The following is a 16,842-nucleotide window of genomic DNA, read 5'->3' on the forward strand; positions in this document are numbered from 1 at the left end:
CAGGCAAACAGCTTGACTGTTTTCCATATTGGGAATAAATTCTCAGATATGGAAAATTCAACATTCGTAGAAAGCGATACGGAACAGCGGCTGGCGGCCCGTTTAAAGCAGTTGCGCGTGGAGCGTGGTTGGTCGCTGGACCAGCTGGCTACTGCCAGCCAAGTCAGCCGCGCCACCCTGTCACGCCTGGAAAATGGCGAGGTCAGCCCGACTACAAGCGTGCTGGGCAAGCTGTGCGCCGCGTATGGCTTGGCCATGTCGCGCCTGCTGCGCATGGTGGAAGACGACTTTCCACCCCTGCTGCTGCGGGCTGAGCAAAGCGTGTGGAGCGACCCGGACACGGGCTTTATCCGCCGCTCCGTTTCGCCCCCGTCGCGCGCGCTGGCTGGCGAAGCGCTCGAATGCGAGCTGGGCGCTGGCGTGACGATCGCCTACGCGGCCTCACCCCGGCCCGGCATGGAACACCATTTGTTGCTGCAGCAAGGCAAGCTGAACGTGACCGTCGACGGCCGCTCCCATGATTTGCTGGCCGGCGACTGCCTGCGCTACCAGCTGCATGGGCCCAGCGCGTTCACGACGCCGCCGGACAGCGGCGCCCGCTATTTTCTCTTTCTTGTCTGAGGTCGCCATGCCCGTATCGCTACGCCATTTTTCATCCACTGATATACGTGACCGCTTGCCGGAACTGGGGGCCTTGCTGCAAAACTGCGTGCACGACGGCGCCAGCATCGGTTTTATCTTGCCCTTCGACACGGCGGCCAGCCAAGCCTTCTGGACGGATAACGTCTTGCCGGCCGTCACGCGCGGCGTGCGCCTGTTGCTGGTGGCTGAGGTGGACGGGCAGGTGGCGGGCGCCGTGCAGCTGGACTGGGATACCAATCCGAACCAGGCACACCGGGCCGAAGTGCGCAAGCTGCTGGTCGCGCCCGCTTTCCGCCGGCGCGGCCTTGCGCGCCAGCTGATGCAGGCGCTGGAAGAACAGGCGCGCCTCTTGCCGCGCAGCCTGCTGACCCTGGATACGCGCAGCAGCGACCACGCGGAACCGCTGTACTTGTCGCTCGGCTATGTGGTGGCCGGCAGCATCCCCGGCTATGCGCTGGCGCCGGCCGGCGACCGGCTGGACGCCACCACCATCATGTACAAGCAGTTGTAGCGATTCTATGGCGGCGCTGCGATGGCCGGGGGAACTCAGGCTTTCAGCCGCGCTCTAACGCTTGTGGCAGGCAGGTTTGCCGGCGCGGAAATGGCGTGCGCAGCCTGTCCGGCTACCAGGCTGATGCCGTGCGCGGCCTGGGCAGGTACCTGGTCACGGCTCAGCTTGAAGATGCCCACCGTGCCTGACAGTAGCGTGGCGCGCTGCTGCATGCTGGCCGCCGCCGTCGATGCCTGCTCCACCAGGGCCGCATTTTGCTGCGTCACCTGTTCCATCTGCACGATGGCAGCATTGACTTGTTCGATGCCGGACAATTGCTCGCCGCTGGCCATGCTGATCTCGCCCATGATGTCCGTAACGCGGTGCACGCTGGCCACGATCTCGCGCATGGTGGCGCCGGCCGTGTCGACCAGGCGCGCGCCTGCATCGACCCGCTCGACGGAGTCGCCGATCAGCTGCTTGATTTCTTTTGCCGCGCCGGCAGAACGCTGGGCCAGGGTGCGCACTTCAGCGGCCACGACGGCAAAACCGCGCCCCTGTTCTCCGGCCCGCGCCGCCTCCACGGCGGCATTCAGGGCCAGGATATTCGTCTGGAAGGCGATGGCGTCGATGACGCCGATGATGTCAACGATCTTTTTCGAGGAAGCGTTGATCGAGCTCATGGTATCGACCACTTGCGCCACGACCGTCCCCCCTTTGCCTGCCACGCCGGCGGCCGATTGCGCCAGCTGATTGGCTTGCCGTGCGTTATCGGCATTTTGCTTGACGGTGCCAGTCAGTTCTTCCATCGACGCGGCCGTGCGCTCCAGCGAGCTGGCTTGCGCTTGGGTACGCTGCGACAAGTCCAGGTTGCCGGCGGCAATTTCTCCCGAGGCGCCCGCGATGTCATGCGTGCCGCCACGCACCTCGCCCACGATCGTGATCAAGCTGGCATTCATGTCTTTCAGGGCCTGCAGCAGTTGCCCCACTTCATCGCGGGAATCGACGCGGATATGTTCGCTCAAGTCGCCGCCAGCCACCTTGCGCGCCACTTTGACTGCATGCCGCAAGGGCCGCACGATGCCGCTGCTGATGAACCAGGCTGTGGCCAGGCTCAACACGCCGCCGACCAGGCCCAGCGCGATGATCAGCACGCTGGTATCGTGCGCGCGGGCCATGGCCGCCTCGGCCGCCGCGCGCATCTGCACCGACTGCGTGGCGATCTGCTGGTCGAGCTCCCGCAGGGCCGGCTGTTCCTGCGTGCTGTTGCGCGTGGCCTGCAATTGCGCGATGCGCGCATAGCGCTGGTTCACGCTGCTGTCGATTTCCCCGCTTACCGCCGATAGCTGCCATGTGCTGATGACCACCACCACGGCCAGTAACAGCGAAGTGAGCAAAAAGCCTGTGGTCAGGCGCACACCGATACGTATGTTTGAAATATTCATGTCCCCTCAGCTGTTGTCCCATGGTGGCCGGTTCCCATGCCTGCGGCATGACGCGGCGCTTGTCCCCTGAAGTTGCCGGGGTGAAATGAGTGTAGCAGCGCGGTACTAAGTAATCTATAAATATTTCCATATTGGAATTAGTCAATGCCTGTTTAGCAACAGCGGCATGGCATGTTGCCAGATAAAATCACCCGCCGTATTGCAGACGCATCCTACCTCCATACCCGGCATCGTCCGACTGGCGCATGGCGGTGCCGCGCCTACACTGTTCCTTGCACGGACCCGGCGGCGGGTCTTTCTTCTTATTCACAGGAGGCTGACATGGCGAATATCCAGGCAGGATCGGACGGTGCGGCAAAGGAGGAAATGTCGGCCAAGCGCCTGAACGTGGTGGACTGGATCTCGATGATCCTGCTGATCGTGGGCGGCTTGAACTGGGCGCTGGTGGGCTTGTTTGATATCGATATCGTGGCCCGCATCCTCGGTGCCATGTCGACGGCGTCGCGCGGCGTGTACGTGCTGGTGGGGCTGGCGGCGCTGTATTCCATCTATCTGTGCGTGCGCAAGCTGCCGGCCAAGCCCTAGACGGGAGGACACATGCCTGTTGGTGCCAGCCCCAAGCGTGAACGCGAATTCAGGCAACTGGAAAAAGAGTTCAAGCAGGAAGGGCGCTATCCGGGCCGTGAGGACGAGGTCGCCGCGCGCATCGTGAACAAGCAAAGGGCGCAGGCGGGGGAAACGCGGGAGGCACCGAAGCGGAAAAAGGCCAGCAGCCCGGCCTCGGGTGCACCGGCGTCAGATCTGCCCATCGCCGGCTACCAGCACCTGACGGTGGCGCAGATCCGCGACAAGCTGGGCGGTTTGTCCGCCGCCCAGTTGCGTCGCCTGCGCGACTATGAAGCGGCGCACAAGAAGCGCAAGGGAGTGCTGCAAGCGCTGGGAGCTTGATCTGGCGTCAGGACTTGATGCCGTGTGCGCGTGCATGCATGCGCGCTGGTTACATCCGCTTACTTCACGCGATTACTGCGTGCGCAGGTAGGCCAGCAGATCGGCCACTTGCTGCGCATTGCCGATGCCCCAGAAGCGCATGTTGTTTCCAGGAATGAAGTCGCTCGGTGCTTGCAGGAAGCTGGCCAGATTTTGTTCGGTCCAGACGATGTTCGCGTTCTTCATGGCTACCGAGTATTTATAGTCGATGGTGGCGCCAGCCTTGCGGCCGATCACCCCCGTCAGCTTGGGGCCGAAGCCGCCGCGCGCCGAAGGCCCCACCTGGTGGCAGGACGCGCACTTGCGAAACGCAGCCTTGCCTGCTTCGGCATTGCCTTTCAAGGCGGCGGGAGCGGCCGCATTTACCATGGCGGCGGGCGCCAGCAGCAGGGCTGCAGCGGCAAGAGGGGAGAACCAGCGAAGAAGAAATGTGGATGTCATCGGTGAGGCGGAAGTGCGCGATATGGCAAGCAATGACGCATTTTACAGGCGGGCATCAAATCCTGTCCGTCAGCGGCGCAGCAATGCCAGGCGGCGCAGGAATGGTTGCAGGAAGCGCGCAGGATCGATACGGGATGGCTGAATGCCGCTAGCGTTTGCCGCCCTGTGCACCCAGCGCCGCCATGGCCGAGGCAAACACGATGCAGGCGATGGCTAGCCACTGGGTCAGGCTCAGCAGTTCTCCCAGCACGGCCATGGCGGCCAGCGCGCTGACGGCGGGCGCCGCGCTGCTGAACATGCCGAACACGCCTTGCGGCAAACGGCGAAGGGCAAAGATTTCCAGCGAATACGGCAGGGCGCTGGACAGCATGGCAATGGCCAGGCCCATCAGCGCAATCGATGGCGCCAGCAGGGCCGTGCCCGAATATGCGACGCCGATAGGCACCGTCACCATGGCCGCCACCGTCATGCCCCAGGCCACAGCCTGGCCGCCTTGCAAGGTGGAGGCACGCTTGCCGAAGATGATATACAGCGCCCAGCACAGCGCCGCCCCCAGCGCATACGCCACGCCGACAGGGTCCAGGCTGCCCGGACTGCCTTGCAGGGGCAGCAGCAGATACAAGCCGAACACGGCGCACGCCACCGCCAGCAAATCACGGGGCCGCCGCGATGACAGCATGGCCACCGCCAGCGGCCCCGTTACCTCGATGGCGACGGCGATACCGATCGGTATCAGCGCAAACGCCCGGTAAATCAGCAAATTCATCAACCCCAGCACGGAACCGTAGATCAGCAAGTTCAGCATATCCTTGCGCGTCAGGCGATAGCGCCACGGCCGGAAGATGGCCAGCAGGATCAGCGCCGAAAACCCCACCCGGTACGCCGTAATCCCTTCCACGCCAATGACAGGAAACAGATTCTTCGCAATCGCCGCCCCCAGATTGACGGAAATCTGCCCTCCCAGTACGGCCAGGGACGGGAGCAAAATGCTGTCGGGAAGGGCGGAGGTCGAGGCGGGGGAGGTCATGGGACGGTATTCTAATATGCCTGAGGCTGGCAGTCGCTGGCAGATTGGTAAGCCGAGGAAATTTAACGAGGTAGTTGCTGACATGACTGGTGCATCGCGGCTTCTTTTTCGATATCATGTTGCAAAATACGCTACAGTTGCGGAATTGTTTACGAATGGTCAGAAGTCGCCGCTCCTAATCGAACCGCCTTTACCATTTTGAGTCTTAACACTTTCGGGAGCTGCCATGCAAATGGTCCGGGTAAATTCCAGCGCCATTGTTGCAATTGGTTACGACGAGCAAGCAGCTCGCATGCGTATCCAATTCCAGCAGGGGCATAGTTATGATTTTTGCCGAGTACCTCCAAATGTGCATGCTGCGTTCATGCGTGCCTACTCCAAGGGTATTTACTACAATGAGCACATCAAAGACCGATACCAATGCTAATCGGAATTTCGACTAAAAGAGTCGGCAATCGGCCAGAAGCAGCCTCCCATCGAGAAAGGACATCGTATGGCTCAGTTACCTGAATTTGTAATCAATGCGCGAGACGAGGCGAATACTGCTGCAGACGCTCATCATGATGCTTGGGATGAATTGCAGGCCATTGCTGAGCCTTCCTACGAGGATATCGAGAAATGGATAGCAGTGCGGGAGAAGTTCTACTTTGCGCAAGAAAGGTTCGAAAAGTTATTATGGCAGGCGTTGGGTCGTTAAGCAGCTTTCGGCCAGTAACGGACATTCGCCGCCCGTGGCGAACTAGGGGAAATAATGAGTGATTTGCGCAGCATAGCAGGTCGGCAATACGAACTGCTATTCGGCAGTGATGTGATTCGGGACGGGGTGTTTCTTGAACTGTCAGAACTTGCCGATGGCGTGAGAGACATAATGGCTGAGGCATTCTTTTACGATGAGCTTGGTTACGTCGTCTTTAACGCGTATCGTTTAGAAATACCATACCCACTAATCATGTGGTTGTACGATGCTGTACTCAAAGAGGGCTGGCCACTCGATGAATATAAGTCTTGAGTGCATTTAAGACGTGCTTGCTTGCGAACTTCGGCACTCGGCCCGAAGCGGCCTCTCGCGGTCGTCTAAATTTTCTTGCAAGTTGTGGAGCACAATGATGATGGAACCCACTAATGTCCCCCCAGACTTCATCCCGATCTTTAACTTCAAAAACCAGCTGTCGAGATCAATCACGTTGGCACTGGAGTTGACTCCACTAGAGATTGTTTTAGCGCCTGGTGATGTTGTTCATGTATTCGTCTACAAAGACGACATCACACTACCAATGACCATGGAACTTAGCGAGGACTACCTGCAAATTCATCCCCACCGTAGTTGGGGCAACTGGTACGCGTACAAAAACGGGGAAGACGTTTCGCGAGAGCCGTATCGAACTCCAGTCAGCACATGGTAACTGCAGGGTCCGTAAAATCAAGTTCGGATTTGCCGATGTCCGGTTTGGGGCGGAAGCGGACATTACAAGTTTTACCTGTTTTACAGAGTAAACGCCTCTTTCTTGCATTCATTGGCATTATTAAAGGTGGTAAAGTTTAATGCCATTGCTGTGCGCATTGATAATAGTTAAATTAATATGGTGAAGATACGGCAATCCTGCATTTCTTGCTGTTTATCGCACCGTCTATTTGCTTGTAACTCAGGAGAAGTATTGAATGACTGTTTTTAGTATCGGCAACACCAATTTTGAAGTGAATGTAGCGAAATCAAACATTAGTCTGGAAGCTCATGGCAGCGGCATGCTGGAGCTGAATATCGATATCCATGGCGACGATGAGGTGTTTATGCGCTTGACCGAGCCGGAGGATGCGGAATGGTCGTGGGCGTTGTATCCGCCTGCCTTTTTCCTGCATGGCTTGCGCATACCGGAAGGGCAGGGAGGAGCGTTTTCGATCGGGATGCTGGATATGCATCCCGAGGCAGAGGAATCGGGTATCTATATGATGGAATATGGTGACGTGTCGGCTGTCAACATCATTGAATTGTCGGCGGATCGACTAGCCGTGTCGGGCATGGTGGACTTGTGCAGCAAGCGCCTGCCATTTCATATCGATATGCCGCGCAGATAGTATCGGGGCCGGGCTCCTCGGGATCGGAATGCGCCCCATTGAGGCGCATTCCCCCGGCCGGGCCGGCCCCGCCTGATTATTCCAGCTTCAACGCCTTCGCCACATCCCCCCACGCCACATACTTGAAGTTCTGCGGTCCGTCCGGCAAGCGCTTGTAGCCGTCCTGGATCACCAGCATGCCTTGCGCATACGCGCCGCCCAGGTTGGCGGAGGTAACGTCGAGGCCGTCCGTTTCCGAGGTGCCGTCTATGCCGGCGGGCAAGTTGAAGCCCACCTTGAAGCGCCCGCGCACCTTGTAGGGGGCTTGCGCGTCGAGCACCACGTAGCTGCTGTCGCCCTGGCTGGAGACGATCAGGTAGCCCGTGTTGGCTTTGGCGCCAGGCTGGCGGTAGATGGCCATGCCTTCCACGTCGGCCTTCAATTGTGTGCCCACGGGCAAGACCATGGTGAGGGCATCCGGCTTGGCGGCGTCGGCCGAGGTGGTCCAGATGCCGCGCGTTTCCTCGCCCAGGAACAAGCGGGCGTTGGCGTCGTCGGCCACGCAGCCTTCCGGTTGCGTGGCAACCTTGAAGCTGCGCAAGCGGGTGGCGCTGAACTTGTTGCCTTCCAGGCCGATACTGTACTGCTGGAAAGTGCCGTCCTTGTCGTTGATGAATGCTTGCACGCCGCCGCTGGCCGGCTGGTACAAGCACATGCCGTAGATGCTTTTCAATCCCGTAGGGAAGCGGCCCGCTTCCGCCACGTCGCCGCTGGCATTGATGGTGAACAGCATCATGCTGTTGTCGTCGCGCTGGGTAGCCACGGCCAGGTCGACCTTGCTGCCGCCAAGACTGATGTTCTGCCGCACGTCGACGTTGTTCAGGCGGCCCACTTCCAGCAGCTGTGTCTGCTTGCCTTGCAAGTCGTAGACGAGCAGCCCCTGTTTCTTGTTGGTGCCGAGGATGCGTGCGTTGGCGGGGTTGCTGGACAGCCAGATGGCAGGATCGTCGGCCGCGTCGCCCTGGCGCGCCATCGGTTCCGTCTGCGCTTGCGGGGCGATGATGGCCACCGCAGGCTGCGTTTCCGCCTGGCCAGCCCATTTCAAGGGCCGCGCCTGCCAACCATTCTTGCCGCGTAACATCAACGAATTTCCATTGAGTGCCAGCTGGCTGTCGCCCTTGCGCACGTTCAAGGCGACGGCTTGCGGTGACATGGCCGTCCATTGACTTTCCTGATGGGCGAACAGGTGCAGCTTTTCCGCCTTGCCGTCGAGTACTGCCACGCCGCCCGGCAGCACGGCCAGCGCACCGGCGCCGCCGTCCAGCTGGCCGTACGGCTTGCGCAGGGCGACCACTTCGCGCTTGCCCATGCCTTCGGACTCGGCGTCATACGCCCAGACGCCCATGTTGGCCTCGCTTACCAGCAGGCGCTGGGCGCCATCGTCGACCCGGCAATGCTTGGCGTGCGGCGGCAAGGCCAGTTTGCGCACCAGGCTGCGCTGTTCGCCCTGCATCACCCACTGTTCCGCTTGCCCATCCTTGCCGATCAAGAACAGATGGGCTAGCTGCTGGGCGTCGCGGTACAGGCAGGACGCTTCCACGGAAAACGTCGGGATGGGAAACGGCGCCAGCTTGACCAGCTTGCCGGCCTGCACATCCACGGACACGGGCAGCGGGCGCTGCGTGTCCGCTTCCAGGAACACGGCCAGCACCTTGTTGCCATCGATGCGCGTGTCGAGCTGCTTGGCGCGCACGGCGATGCGGTCCTGTTCCTTGCTCGCAGGATCGAACAGGTGCAAGCCGTGCTTGTCCAGGGTCAGCCAGCCGCCGCCGGGCAGGCGCGCCAGTTCTTCCGCTTCCTGCATTAAAGAAGGTAAAGCAACGGCGGGAACAGCCAGCGCCAGATTGCTGAAAGAAAAAGCAGCCAGCAAGGCGCTGCGGAGTACGGTTTTTTTCATGTTATTGGAAATCATCATCAGAAGGCGCTGGCTTTCAGGCTCACTTTGAAAGTGCGGCCATATTGTTCGTTCTGCACGTTGTATTGCTTCGTGCCCTGGTAGACATAGTATTTTTCGTTGTTCAGGTTAGCCGCCTCAAACATCAGCTGGAACTGTTTATTGATCTGGTACGACAGCGAGAAATCGAGCTGCTTCTGGCTGGCGACGATATGGTCCTGGCTTTGGTCGAGGATGTCGCCGCCCATTTCCAGCAGGTAAGGCGATTTGTAGTTGAGGGCCAGGCGGGCGCTCACGGGCCCCGTTTCATAGCCCAGCATCAAGTTCATCACCTGGTTCGACTGGCCCGGCAGGCGGATGTCGCGGTTCATCTGCTTGTTGCTGGCCTTGTCGAAGCGGCCGATTTGCGCGCTCGAGGTGCTCAGGGTGCCGTTGACGCCGACGAGGAATTTATTGAATGGCGCCGGCAGCATGCGCAGCGGCTGCATGTAGGCCAGTTCGATGCCCTTTACTTTGGCCGCGTCGCCATTCGCATACGAGGTGGCCGTCGTGTAGCCGGCCCACTGTCCCGTGCCGGCCAGGTTCGTCGTGTAGGTAAAATTCTTGATGTCCTTGTAGAAGCCGTAGGCTGACATCACGCCGTCGTTGCCCAGGACTCTCTCGATACCGAGGTCCAGGTTGTTTGCCTTCAAGGGCTTCAAATCCGGGTTGCCGATCACGGCTTCCGTGTTGCTGGCCAGGCTGATGCCCGGCGCCAGCTGGCTGAAGTTGGCGCGTACGACGGCTTGCGTCCAGGCGGCCCGCACGCTGGTCTTTTGATCCAGGTCATAACGGGTTTGCAGGTTTGGCAGCCAGTTGGTGTACGAGCGTTCGCGCGTCAAGGCCGTGGCGACGCCGGCGCTGTCCACTTGCGAGCCGGCCGCCTCGAAACTGGTGCGCTCGGCGCGCACGCCGCCGAGGATGTGCCAGGCGTCGAAGTCATAGCTGTTCTGCACATACATGGCGTTGATGTCTTCATGCATGCGGTAGTCATTGATGATGGACTCGGTGGCCAGGCGCGCCTTGGCGCGGTCCAGTCCCGCCACGCGGGCGCGGATGAGGGCCGGGTCCAGCGCCACGCCGATGTTGCCCAGGTCGTAGTCGAGATTGTGGCCTTGCACGAAGTTGCTCATCGAGGTGGAGCCTGCGCCCCAGTAATTGCCGCTGGAAGCCTTGCTGCTGTTGTACGCCCATTGATCCGTGTCATTGGTTTTTTCGCGGCGGCTGACTTTTGCGCCGAACTTCAGGGTGGCGATGTCGAACTTGCGGGCCAGGTCGATGCGCGCGTGGTGCTCATTGTCCTTCGAGTAGCGCCTTTGCAGGGTGATGGCGTTGAGCGCGTAGCTGGCCGGGTCGTACAGCGAGGCGGGGCCGCTCAATTTCGGTTCCTGCGTGTCCGTGAAGCTGATACCGGCGAAATTGCTGGTGCCGCGGAAACGGCCGTCGTTCAGCGACTCCGGCGTGTCTTCCGTGGCGCGGCTCATGCCGCCTTTCACGTCCAGCGTCCAGTCGCCCGATTTTTGCTGCGTGCCCAGGACTAAGGAGCGCACTTGCTGCGTGTACTTGCGCTGGCGGATGCGGCGCTCGGCGCGTGCGCTGGCCGTGGCTCCTTCGGCCAGGCTGCCGCCCGCGATATTGCTGATGGTCAGGCGGTCGCGCACTTCATCGTCGGAAAATTCGCTGACGAAGGAGCGCAGGAACCAGCTGTTGCCCGTTTCGGGACGGTAATCGAGGTTGACGGCCAGTGCGCCGCGCTTGCGCACGGGCAGGTAGTCGCGCAATTCCAGGCCCGACAATTTACCCTTGCTCCAGGCGCCGCCCGTTTCCACGTCGTCCGAGCCGAACGAGCGCTTTTCCGCGCTCAGGCCGGCGGCTACGCCCAGTTTGCCGTCTAGGAAGCGCTGGGCCCACAGGGCGCCGCCGCTGGGGCTGGTTTTGCCCGTCTTTTCATCGTAGCTGGCGCCCACGTTGGCCGACAGCAGCTTGCCCGGCAAGTCGAAGGCGGACAGCGATTTCACCTCGACGGTGGCGCCCAGCGAGTTGGCATCCATTTCCGGCAGCAAGGTCTTCGATACTTCCAAGGTGCGGATCAGGCCGGCTGGCAGGATGTCCAGCGCCACGGCGCGGCGGCCCGCTTCCGGCGACGGCACCAGCGCGCCGTTGATGGTGACGGCGTTCAGGTCAGGACCCAGGCCGCGCACCGTGATGTAGCGGCCTTCGCCCTGGTCGCGCTGCACGGACACGCCCGGCAAGCGGGCCAGCGCCTCGGCCGCGTTTTTGTCGGGCAAGCCGCCGATATCGTCGCTGCTGATGACGCTGATGATGTTGTCGGCTTTCTCTTGCGCGGCGATGGCGTTGCGCAGGCTGGCGCGCTGGCCGCTGACGACCACGGTGGCGGCCGGCTGGCCGTCCGCATCTTGCGCTTGCGCATGGCTTTGGCCGCTGAAGACGGCCATGATGCCGAGGGCCAGGGCCGTGAGGCGCAGCGGGGAGGGAAACGATGTGTGCATGGTTTTCATGAAGAGCTCGGTTAGGGGGAAGGAACCGGGCGGATTCTAGGCAGCAAATATGACGGTTGCGTGACAGGCAAGGGCTTGCCACCCTGAAAACAACGGCATGCGAACGCTTTCCGGCTGGAATGGCGCTGCCATGAGCTGAAATGACCTGCCAGCGCGGGGCGCATGGGATGCGGCTTGCCAAATCCGCACCAGCGGCACTGCTAATGATGAGCCGTTTGCACCTGCCGCACGGGCGCGGGGCATGTCATCGTGCCGTCATGGGCGGGCGCTATCGTGGCGACAGCACCACTTTTAAAGGTTTCCCACATGCTGCCGTTGCACCGTAACAGCCTGATTGCCGCCGCGCTCGCGTTGCCCCTGTTCTTGTTCCTGTATGCCACACTGGGGCAGCTTAAACCGTTTGCCATCTGGAAGTGGATGGATATCGTCTGCGAAGGCGGCACGGCCGTCATGGCGGGCATCTGGTTCTTGTTTACCCTCAGTAGCCGACCCCGCGGGCTGGTGACGCGCCTGATCGCGGGCGGCCTGTGCGCCATCATGCTGGGGTCCTGGGCCGATTGCCTCGATGAATTCTTTGCCGTCGATAAGAGCGCCGTGTGGGATAACTGGCTGGAAGCCTTGATTCCGTTTGGCATGTTGGTGCTGACGATCGGCATGTATTACTGGCGCCAGGAACAGTTCAGGTTAAATGAACACCTGCAAAAGCGCGAACGCCTGTTCCGCGACCATCGCGCCTTCGACCGTATCACGCAACTGGCCGACGCCAGCTACCTGCGCACGCAGATGCGCCTGGAGCAGGAGCGCCGGCCCGGCCTCGATTGCGCGCTGGTCTTGCTCGATATCGACAGCTTTCACCTGATTAACCGCGAATACGGCCACCGCGAAGGCGACCGCGTGCTGCAAGCTGTGGGCCACATGCTGCTGCTGAACTTGCGCAATGACGATTTGCTGTGCCGCTATGCGGGCGACCGCTTTGCCGTCCTGATGCCGGGCGTGTCGCGCGAAGATGCGGCCGTGAAGGCGCGCCACCTGTGCGCCATGGTGGGGCAGATGCGCCACCACGCCAACGATAACCGCGAAATCCGCCTGAGCCTGCGGCATGCCTGCTCGCTGACCGATGGCGTGCCGGAAGTGGTCTTGGCCGAGTTGAGCCGGGCCGTGGAAACGCCGCGCTCCGGTGCCGGAATCAGTTCCGCCGCGCCTGCCTGATGCCGCTGAACCAGCAAGGCGACCCCAGCATCGCGGCCCATCACCAGCCGGCGCTGGTGCTCGATTACGCGCGCAGCCGGGAACTGGCCGTGGCGCCGCTGCTCAAGGGCACGGGTCTCGATGGCGGCGCGCTGCCGTCCGAGGAAAGCCAGGTCAGCGCCGCGCAATACCTGCAATTGCTGGCCAACGTGGCGCGCGGCCTGGACAGTGCCGACACCAGCTTCATGCTGGGCCAGCAAATGCTGCCCGGCCATTACGGCGCCGCCAGCCATGCCTTGCTGCAGGCGCAGAATCTGCGCCAGGCGCTGGGCATCCTGTGCGGTTTTCATACCTTGCTGTGTCCGCTGCTGCAGCCGCGTTTGCGCGAAGCGGGCGACATGCACGTGCTGTATTGGGTCGATGCATTCGGCGCGCCCAGCCAGCTGCCTTTTTTGGTGGAAATGCACATGACGGCACTGGCGGCCATGTGCCGCTGGCTGGCCGGGCAGTCCCTGCCGTGGCGCTTCTGCTTTAACCGCGCGCGGCCCCGCCACGTCGAGCAGCATGAGGTGCACCTGGGCCAGGCGCTGCGTTTCGATTGCCAGGTCGACGCCATGCTCATCGATTCCAGCTGGCTCGACAAACCCTGGCCGCGCGGCAATGCCACGGCGGCCGCGCTGGCCTTGCGGGCGGCGGCCCTGGCGCCCGCGCCGGCAGTGAGCCTGCTCGGCGCGCTGTACGATTACCTGCTGGCCAATATCCGCTGCGCGCCGACCTTGGAGCGCACGGCGCAGGAATTCGGCGTCAGTCCCGCCACCCTGAAACGCCACCTGGCGCGCCATGGCACACATTTCCAGGCCGAGCTGGACCAGGTGCGCGCGCACAAGGCGATCTATCTGTTTCAGGCGCATGGCTACGACAACGATGCCGTGGCCGCCTACCTTGGCTTTCATGATGCCACCAACTTCCGCCGCTCGTTCAAGCGCTGGACGGGGCAAACGCCGCAGTTATTGCGTCACGCACTGGCCTTGTTTGTTGCTGGTTAAAGACGTTCCGCACGCGGCGTTGCGCGCCAGCGCCACGGACAGTCGTTCCTGCGGGAACAATTGCCCGTTCTGCTACATCCATAGTACACTCGATCAGAGAGCGAACAGACGCGCTTTGAGGCGCTCCGGCACGGCGTCACGCGACGCCGCAATACCGTCATCCTGATGGCGGTGCCGGCGGCAGACGACCGGTGTGCCGTGCCTTAACCCAGCCTGGAAACTGGCGTCACCCGTGGGGTGCGCCGGAAACCGGGCAACTTGATAATGCTCAATCGTGTATTCACAATCGCAGATCGATCCAGTCGTCAGTTTCCGCAACACCCAGGGTGAGGCGGTGCGCGGCACGATTTTCAACTTGCAGCGCAATTCGCTGGTCATGGAAATCTATAATCCATACTCGATTGTGCAGGTCAGCGAGGTGCTCAATGACGTGACGGTGCGCATGGGGGCGAAAAACGCCTACGTGGGCAAGGCCGTCGTCATCAGCAGCGTCAACACGGGCCTGACCGCCATCGTTTCCGTGACCCTGATCGACGAGTGGCGCGAGCTGAGCGACGTGGTGGTGGTCAAGGGCGCCGTGCAGAAGGAGTCCAGCGCCTTTGTTGCCGGCTGGGGCGAGCGTTTCCGCATCCGCCGCGATTACCAGATCGTCGTCAACGAAATGCGCGCCTTCCTGTCGGAAGTGTCGCGCTGGGTCGAGCAAGTCGACTTGTCCGACTCGCTGCCCAAGGAAAACGGCCGGCTGCGCCCCGATATCTTCGACGAACTGGCCTTGCCGCTGATGGAGCAGACCCAGCTGTATCTGCGCCAGCTGGAAGTGGAAGCGTCGCTCGTCGAGGAAGAGCGGGCGCCCGCGCACCGCGCCTTCGCCCAGGCGGCGCTGCATCCATTGATCCTGCGCGCGCCGTTCGTCTTCCGCACGTTTACCAAGCCGCTCGGTTACGCGGGCGATTACCAGATGGTGAACCAGCTGCTGGACGACCCGCGCCAGGGGCCGAGCACGTACTTTCAGATCGTCAATGCGGCCTTCCTGCAGGCGGCCGTAGCCACGGCGCACCGCAACCGCATCGATATCCTGACGGAATTCCTGTCGCAGAAAGCGGCCGCGGCGCGCGCTGCCGGGCGCGTGTATAAAGTGCTCAACGTGGGCTGCGGCCCGGCCATCGAGGTGCAGCGCTTCCTGGAAACGTGCCCGGACGCGCAGTGGCTGGCCTTCGAACTGGTCGACTTCAGCAGCGAGACCCTGGACTGGACGCGCGCGCGGCTGACGACCATCATGCAGCGCACGGGAAGAGTGGTCGAGATCGATTATGTGCACGATTCCGTGCACAACCTGCTCAAGCGCCGCCATGGCGCCGGTATCACGGGCTTGCCCGGCAGTTTCGACGCCGTGTATTGCGCCGGCCTGTTCGACTATCTGTCCGACAAGGTGTGCGCGCGCCTGCTGATGCACTTCGCCTCGCGCGTGGGTCCCGGCGGGCGTCTGCTGGTGACGAATGTGCACGCGGATAATCCGGGCAAGTTCGGCATGGAGCATTTGCTGGAATGGCATTTGATCTATCGCAATGAGGCGGGCCTGTCGGCCTTGCTGCCCGAACATGCAACGGACCCGAAAATCTATGTCGACGCCACGGGCGTGAATGTGTTCGCGGAAGTGAGCATTCCTTGATGGATACTCCAGGCCTGCACGCCGGCTATACGGCCGTTTTGCGCGACTTCCGCCTGGAATTCAGCCGCGGCGGGGCCTACACGGGCATCGTCTTGATCCTGCTGGGCATGGGCCTCGATTCGGCCCTGTACCCGGACAAGCAATCGGCGTTTACCAGTGCGCGCATCGTCGTGTCCGTGCTGATCTTCTGTGTCGTGCTGGCCATGCGCACGCGCTGGGCGCAAGACCGTATCCAGGGCCTGACGTTTGTCTGGCTGATCCTGCCGCAAATCATGATCGCCTGGATGATCGCCGTCACGGAAGGCGCCACCTCGATCTATTATGTGGGCATGACCCTGGCCATCTATTCGTCGGGCATCGTGCTGGCTTTCGGCCTGTGGCAAAACATGGTCTTCGGCGCCATCTCCTGCCTGCTGTACGTGGCCGCCTGCGCCTGGCATGCGGGCGGCTTCGACTTGCCGGGCACGTTTGTCGTCAACTGCCTGTTCCTCATCATGTCGGCCAGCATCAGCGCCGTATTTACCTATTTTAATGAGCGCGCCCGCTTCATGCTGTTCCAGCTGAAGGCGGAAGTGGCGCAAAAGAACACGCAGCTGGAAGAAACCAACAAGAGCCTGGCCGATATCAAGGGGCAGATGCTGCAGCAGGAGAAAATGGCCGCCATCGGCACCCTGGCCGCCGGCATGCTGCATGAAGTCAATAACCCCGTGAATTTCTGCATGATGGCCATCGAGGTGGCCATCGAAGACCCTGCCGCCCAGCAAAGCGCACTGGTCAGCGAATGCCTGGCCGACGCCAAGCAGGGCATGCTGCGCGTGCAGCACATCGTGTCCGACTTGAAGACCTTTGCCTACCGCAAGAGCGGCAACCAGCTGGAAACGGGGCATTTCCAGTTCCGCAGCGCGCTCGACGCGGCCATCCGCCTGGTGGGGCATGAAACGAAAAATGTCAGCATCAGCCACGACTTGCCCGTCGACACCCTGGTGCGCGGCGACGAGGCGGCCATCGTGGGCGTGCTGATCAACTTGCTGGGCAATGCCGTGCTGTCCATGCGCAAGGGCAATGCGCCGCCGTTCGAGATCCGCATCACGGCCCACTGGGACGAGAACCGCCTGCGCATCAGCGTGCGCGACAACGGCCCTGGCATCGCGCCGGAAAACCTGGCGCGCGTGTTCGAACCGTTCTTTACCACGCGCGAAGTGGGGCAGGGCCTGGGCCTGGGACTGAGCATCAGCTATGGCGTGATCGAGCGCCACGGCGGCACCCTCAGCGCCGAAAGCGAGCTGGGCGTGTGGGCCAGCATGAATTTCGACTTGCAGCGCTCCGATTGGGAGGGCCGCTAG

Annotated in this window: 17 protein-coding genes; 12 read left to right on the top strand and 5 right to left on the bottom strand. The window is 61.7% G+C overall.

From position 1 onward, the window contains the following. Positions 1 to 48: 48 nt before the first annotated feature. Both NCG91_RS03335 and NCG91_RS03340 read left to right on the top strand, forming a co-directional pair. Positions 49 to 621, top strand: a complete 573-nt coding sequence (locus NCG91_RS03335; RefSeq protein ID WP_251348565.1) for a helix-turn-helix domain-containing protein — start codon at positions 49 to 51, stop codon at positions 619 to 621. 7 nt (positions 622 to 628) lie between these two features. Then, positions 629 to 1,153, top strand: a complete 525-nt coding sequence (locus NCG91_RS03340; RefSeq protein WP_070279761.1) for a GNAT family N-acetyltransferase — start codon at positions 629 to 631, stop codon at positions 1,151 to 1,153. Between the two features lie 35 nt (positions 1,154 to 1,188). Here NCG91_RS03340 and NCG91_RS03345 read toward each other — a convergent pair whose 3' ends face one another. Beyond that, positions 1,189 to 2,577, bottom strand: coding sequence for a methyl-accepting chemotaxis protein (locus NCG91_RS03345; protein ID WP_251348566.1), 1,389 nt, complete (start codon positions 2,575 to 2,577; stop codon positions 1,189 to 1,191). A gap of 321 nt (positions 2,578 to 2,898) precedes the next feature. Between NCG91_RS03345 and NCG91_RS03350 the strand changes: the two genes are divergently transcribed. After that, a complete protein-coding gene (locus tag NCG91_RS03350) occupies positions 2,899 to 3,162 on the top strand; it encodes a DUF378 domain-containing protein (protein ID WP_218963720.1) in 264 nt (87 codons plus the stop codon). Between the two features lie 12 nt (positions 3,163 to 3,174). Further along, the gene (locus NCG91_RS03355; protein WP_251348567.1) at positions 3,175 to 3,525 is read left to right on the top strand and encodes a hypothetical protein; all 351 of its coding nucleotides are present in this window, start codon (positions 3,175 to 3,177) and stop codon (positions 3,523 to 3,525) included. Positions 3,526 to 3,597: 72 nt separating this feature from the next. Here the strand turns inward: NCG91_RS03355 and NCG91_RS03360 are convergent, their stop codons facing one another. Both NCG91_RS03360 and NCG91_RS03365 read right to left on the bottom strand, forming a co-directional pair. Further along, a complete protein-coding gene (locus NCG91_RS03360) occupies positions 3,598 to 4,005 on the bottom strand; it encodes a c-type cytochrome (protein ID WP_251348568.1) in 408 nt (135 codons plus the stop codon). 148 nt (positions 4,006 to 4,153) lie between these two features. After that, entirely contained in the window at positions 4,154 to 5,032 is an 879-nt protein-coding gene (locus NCG91_RS03365) for an EamA family transporter (protein WP_251348569.1), read from the bottom strand. 232 nt (positions 5,033 to 5,264) lie between these two features. Between NCG91_RS03365 and NCG91_RS03370 the strand changes: the two genes are divergently transcribed. The 4 genes from NCG91_RS03370 (at position 5,265) to NCG91_RS03385 (ending at position 7,105) form a co-directional block, all read left to right on the top strand. Further along, entirely contained in the window at positions 5,265 to 5,459 is a 195-nt protein-coding gene (locus NCG91_RS03370; protein WP_257217325.1) for a KTSC domain-containing protein, read from the top strand. A 66-nt stretch (positions 5,460 to 5,525) separates the two neighbouring features. Beyond that, positions 5,526 to 5,729, top strand: coding sequence for a hypothetical protein (locus tag NCG91_RS03375; RefSeq protein WP_034785556.1), 204 nt, complete (start codon positions 5,526 to 5,528; stop codon positions 5,727 to 5,729). A 54-nt stretch (positions 5,730 to 5,783) separates the two neighbouring features. Continuing rightward, the gene (locus NCG91_RS03380) at positions 5,784 to 6,041 is read left to right on the top strand and encodes a hypothetical protein (RefSeq protein ID WP_251348570.1); all 258 of its coding nucleotides are present in this window, start codon (positions 5,784 to 5,786) and stop codon (positions 6,039 to 6,041) included. 650 nt (positions 6,042 to 6,691) lie between these two features. Next, a complete protein-coding gene (locus NCG91_RS03385) occupies positions 6,692 to 7,105 on the top strand; it encodes a hypothetical protein (protein WP_176375718.1) in 414 nt (137 codons plus the stop codon). Positions 7,106 to 7,181: 76 nt separating this feature from the next. Here the strand turns inward: NCG91_RS03385 and NCG91_RS03390 are convergent, their stop codons facing one another. Together NCG91_RS03390 and NCG91_RS03395 are read right to left on the bottom strand one after the other, a co-directional pair. Beyond that, positions 7,182 to 9,041 carry a phytase gene (locus NCG91_RS03390; protein WP_251348571.1) on the bottom strand — a complete coding sequence of 620 codons (1,860 nt, stop codon included), beginning with the start codon at positions 9,039 to 9,041 and terminating at the stop codon, positions 7,182 to 7,184. Between the two features lie 17 nt (positions 9,042 to 9,058). Further along, positions 9,059 to 11,596 (bottom strand): TonB-dependent receptor, encoded by a 2,538-nt coding sequence (locus tag NCG91_RS03395; protein ID WP_251348572.1) that lies wholly within the window; start codon positions 11,594 to 11,596, stop codon positions 9,059 to 9,061. 306 nt (positions 11,597 to 11,902) lie between these two features. Between NCG91_RS03395 and NCG91_RS03400 the strand changes: the two genes are divergently transcribed. The 4 genes from NCG91_RS03400 to NCG91_RS03415 all read left to right on the top strand — a co-directional run bounded on the left by NCG91_RS03400 (position 11,903) and on the right by NCG91_RS03415 (position 16,842). Beyond that, positions 11,903 to 12,805: a GGDEF domain-containing protein gene (locus NCG91_RS03400; protein ID WP_251348573.1), complete on the top strand. Its 903-nt coding sequence runs from the start codon at positions 11,903 to 11,905 to the stop codon at positions 12,803 to 12,805. Next, complete coding sequence (locus NCG91_RS03405) at positions 12,805 to 13,830, top strand: AraC family transcriptional regulator (protein WP_251348574.1); 1,026 nt, start codon at positions 12,805 to 12,807, stop codon at positions 13,828 to 13,830. The genes NCG91_RS03400 and NCG91_RS03405 overlap by 1 nt, the downstream gene beginning before the upstream one ends. Before the next feature lie 274 nt (positions 13,831 to 14,104). After that, complete coding sequence (locus NCG91_RS03410; RefSeq protein ID WP_077404919.1) at positions 14,105 to 15,499, top strand: class I SAM-dependent methyltransferase; 1,395 nt, start codon at positions 14,105 to 14,107, stop codon at positions 15,497 to 15,499. Further along, the gene (locus tag NCG91_RS03415) at positions 15,499 to 16,842 is read left to right on the top strand and encodes a sensor histidine kinase (RefSeq protein WP_034785939.1); all 1,344 of its coding nucleotides are present in this window, start codon (positions 15,499 to 15,501) and stop codon (positions 16,840 to 16,842) included. The genes NCG91_RS03410 and NCG91_RS03415 overlap by 1 nt, the downstream gene beginning before the upstream one ends.

Origin of the sequence: Janthinobacterium kumbetense, assembly GCF_023703445.1 — a bacterium.
GTDB classification, from domain to species: domain Bacteria; phylum Pseudomonadota; class Gammaproteobacteria; order Burkholderiales; family Burkholderiaceae_D; genus Janthinobacterium; species Janthinobacterium kumbetense.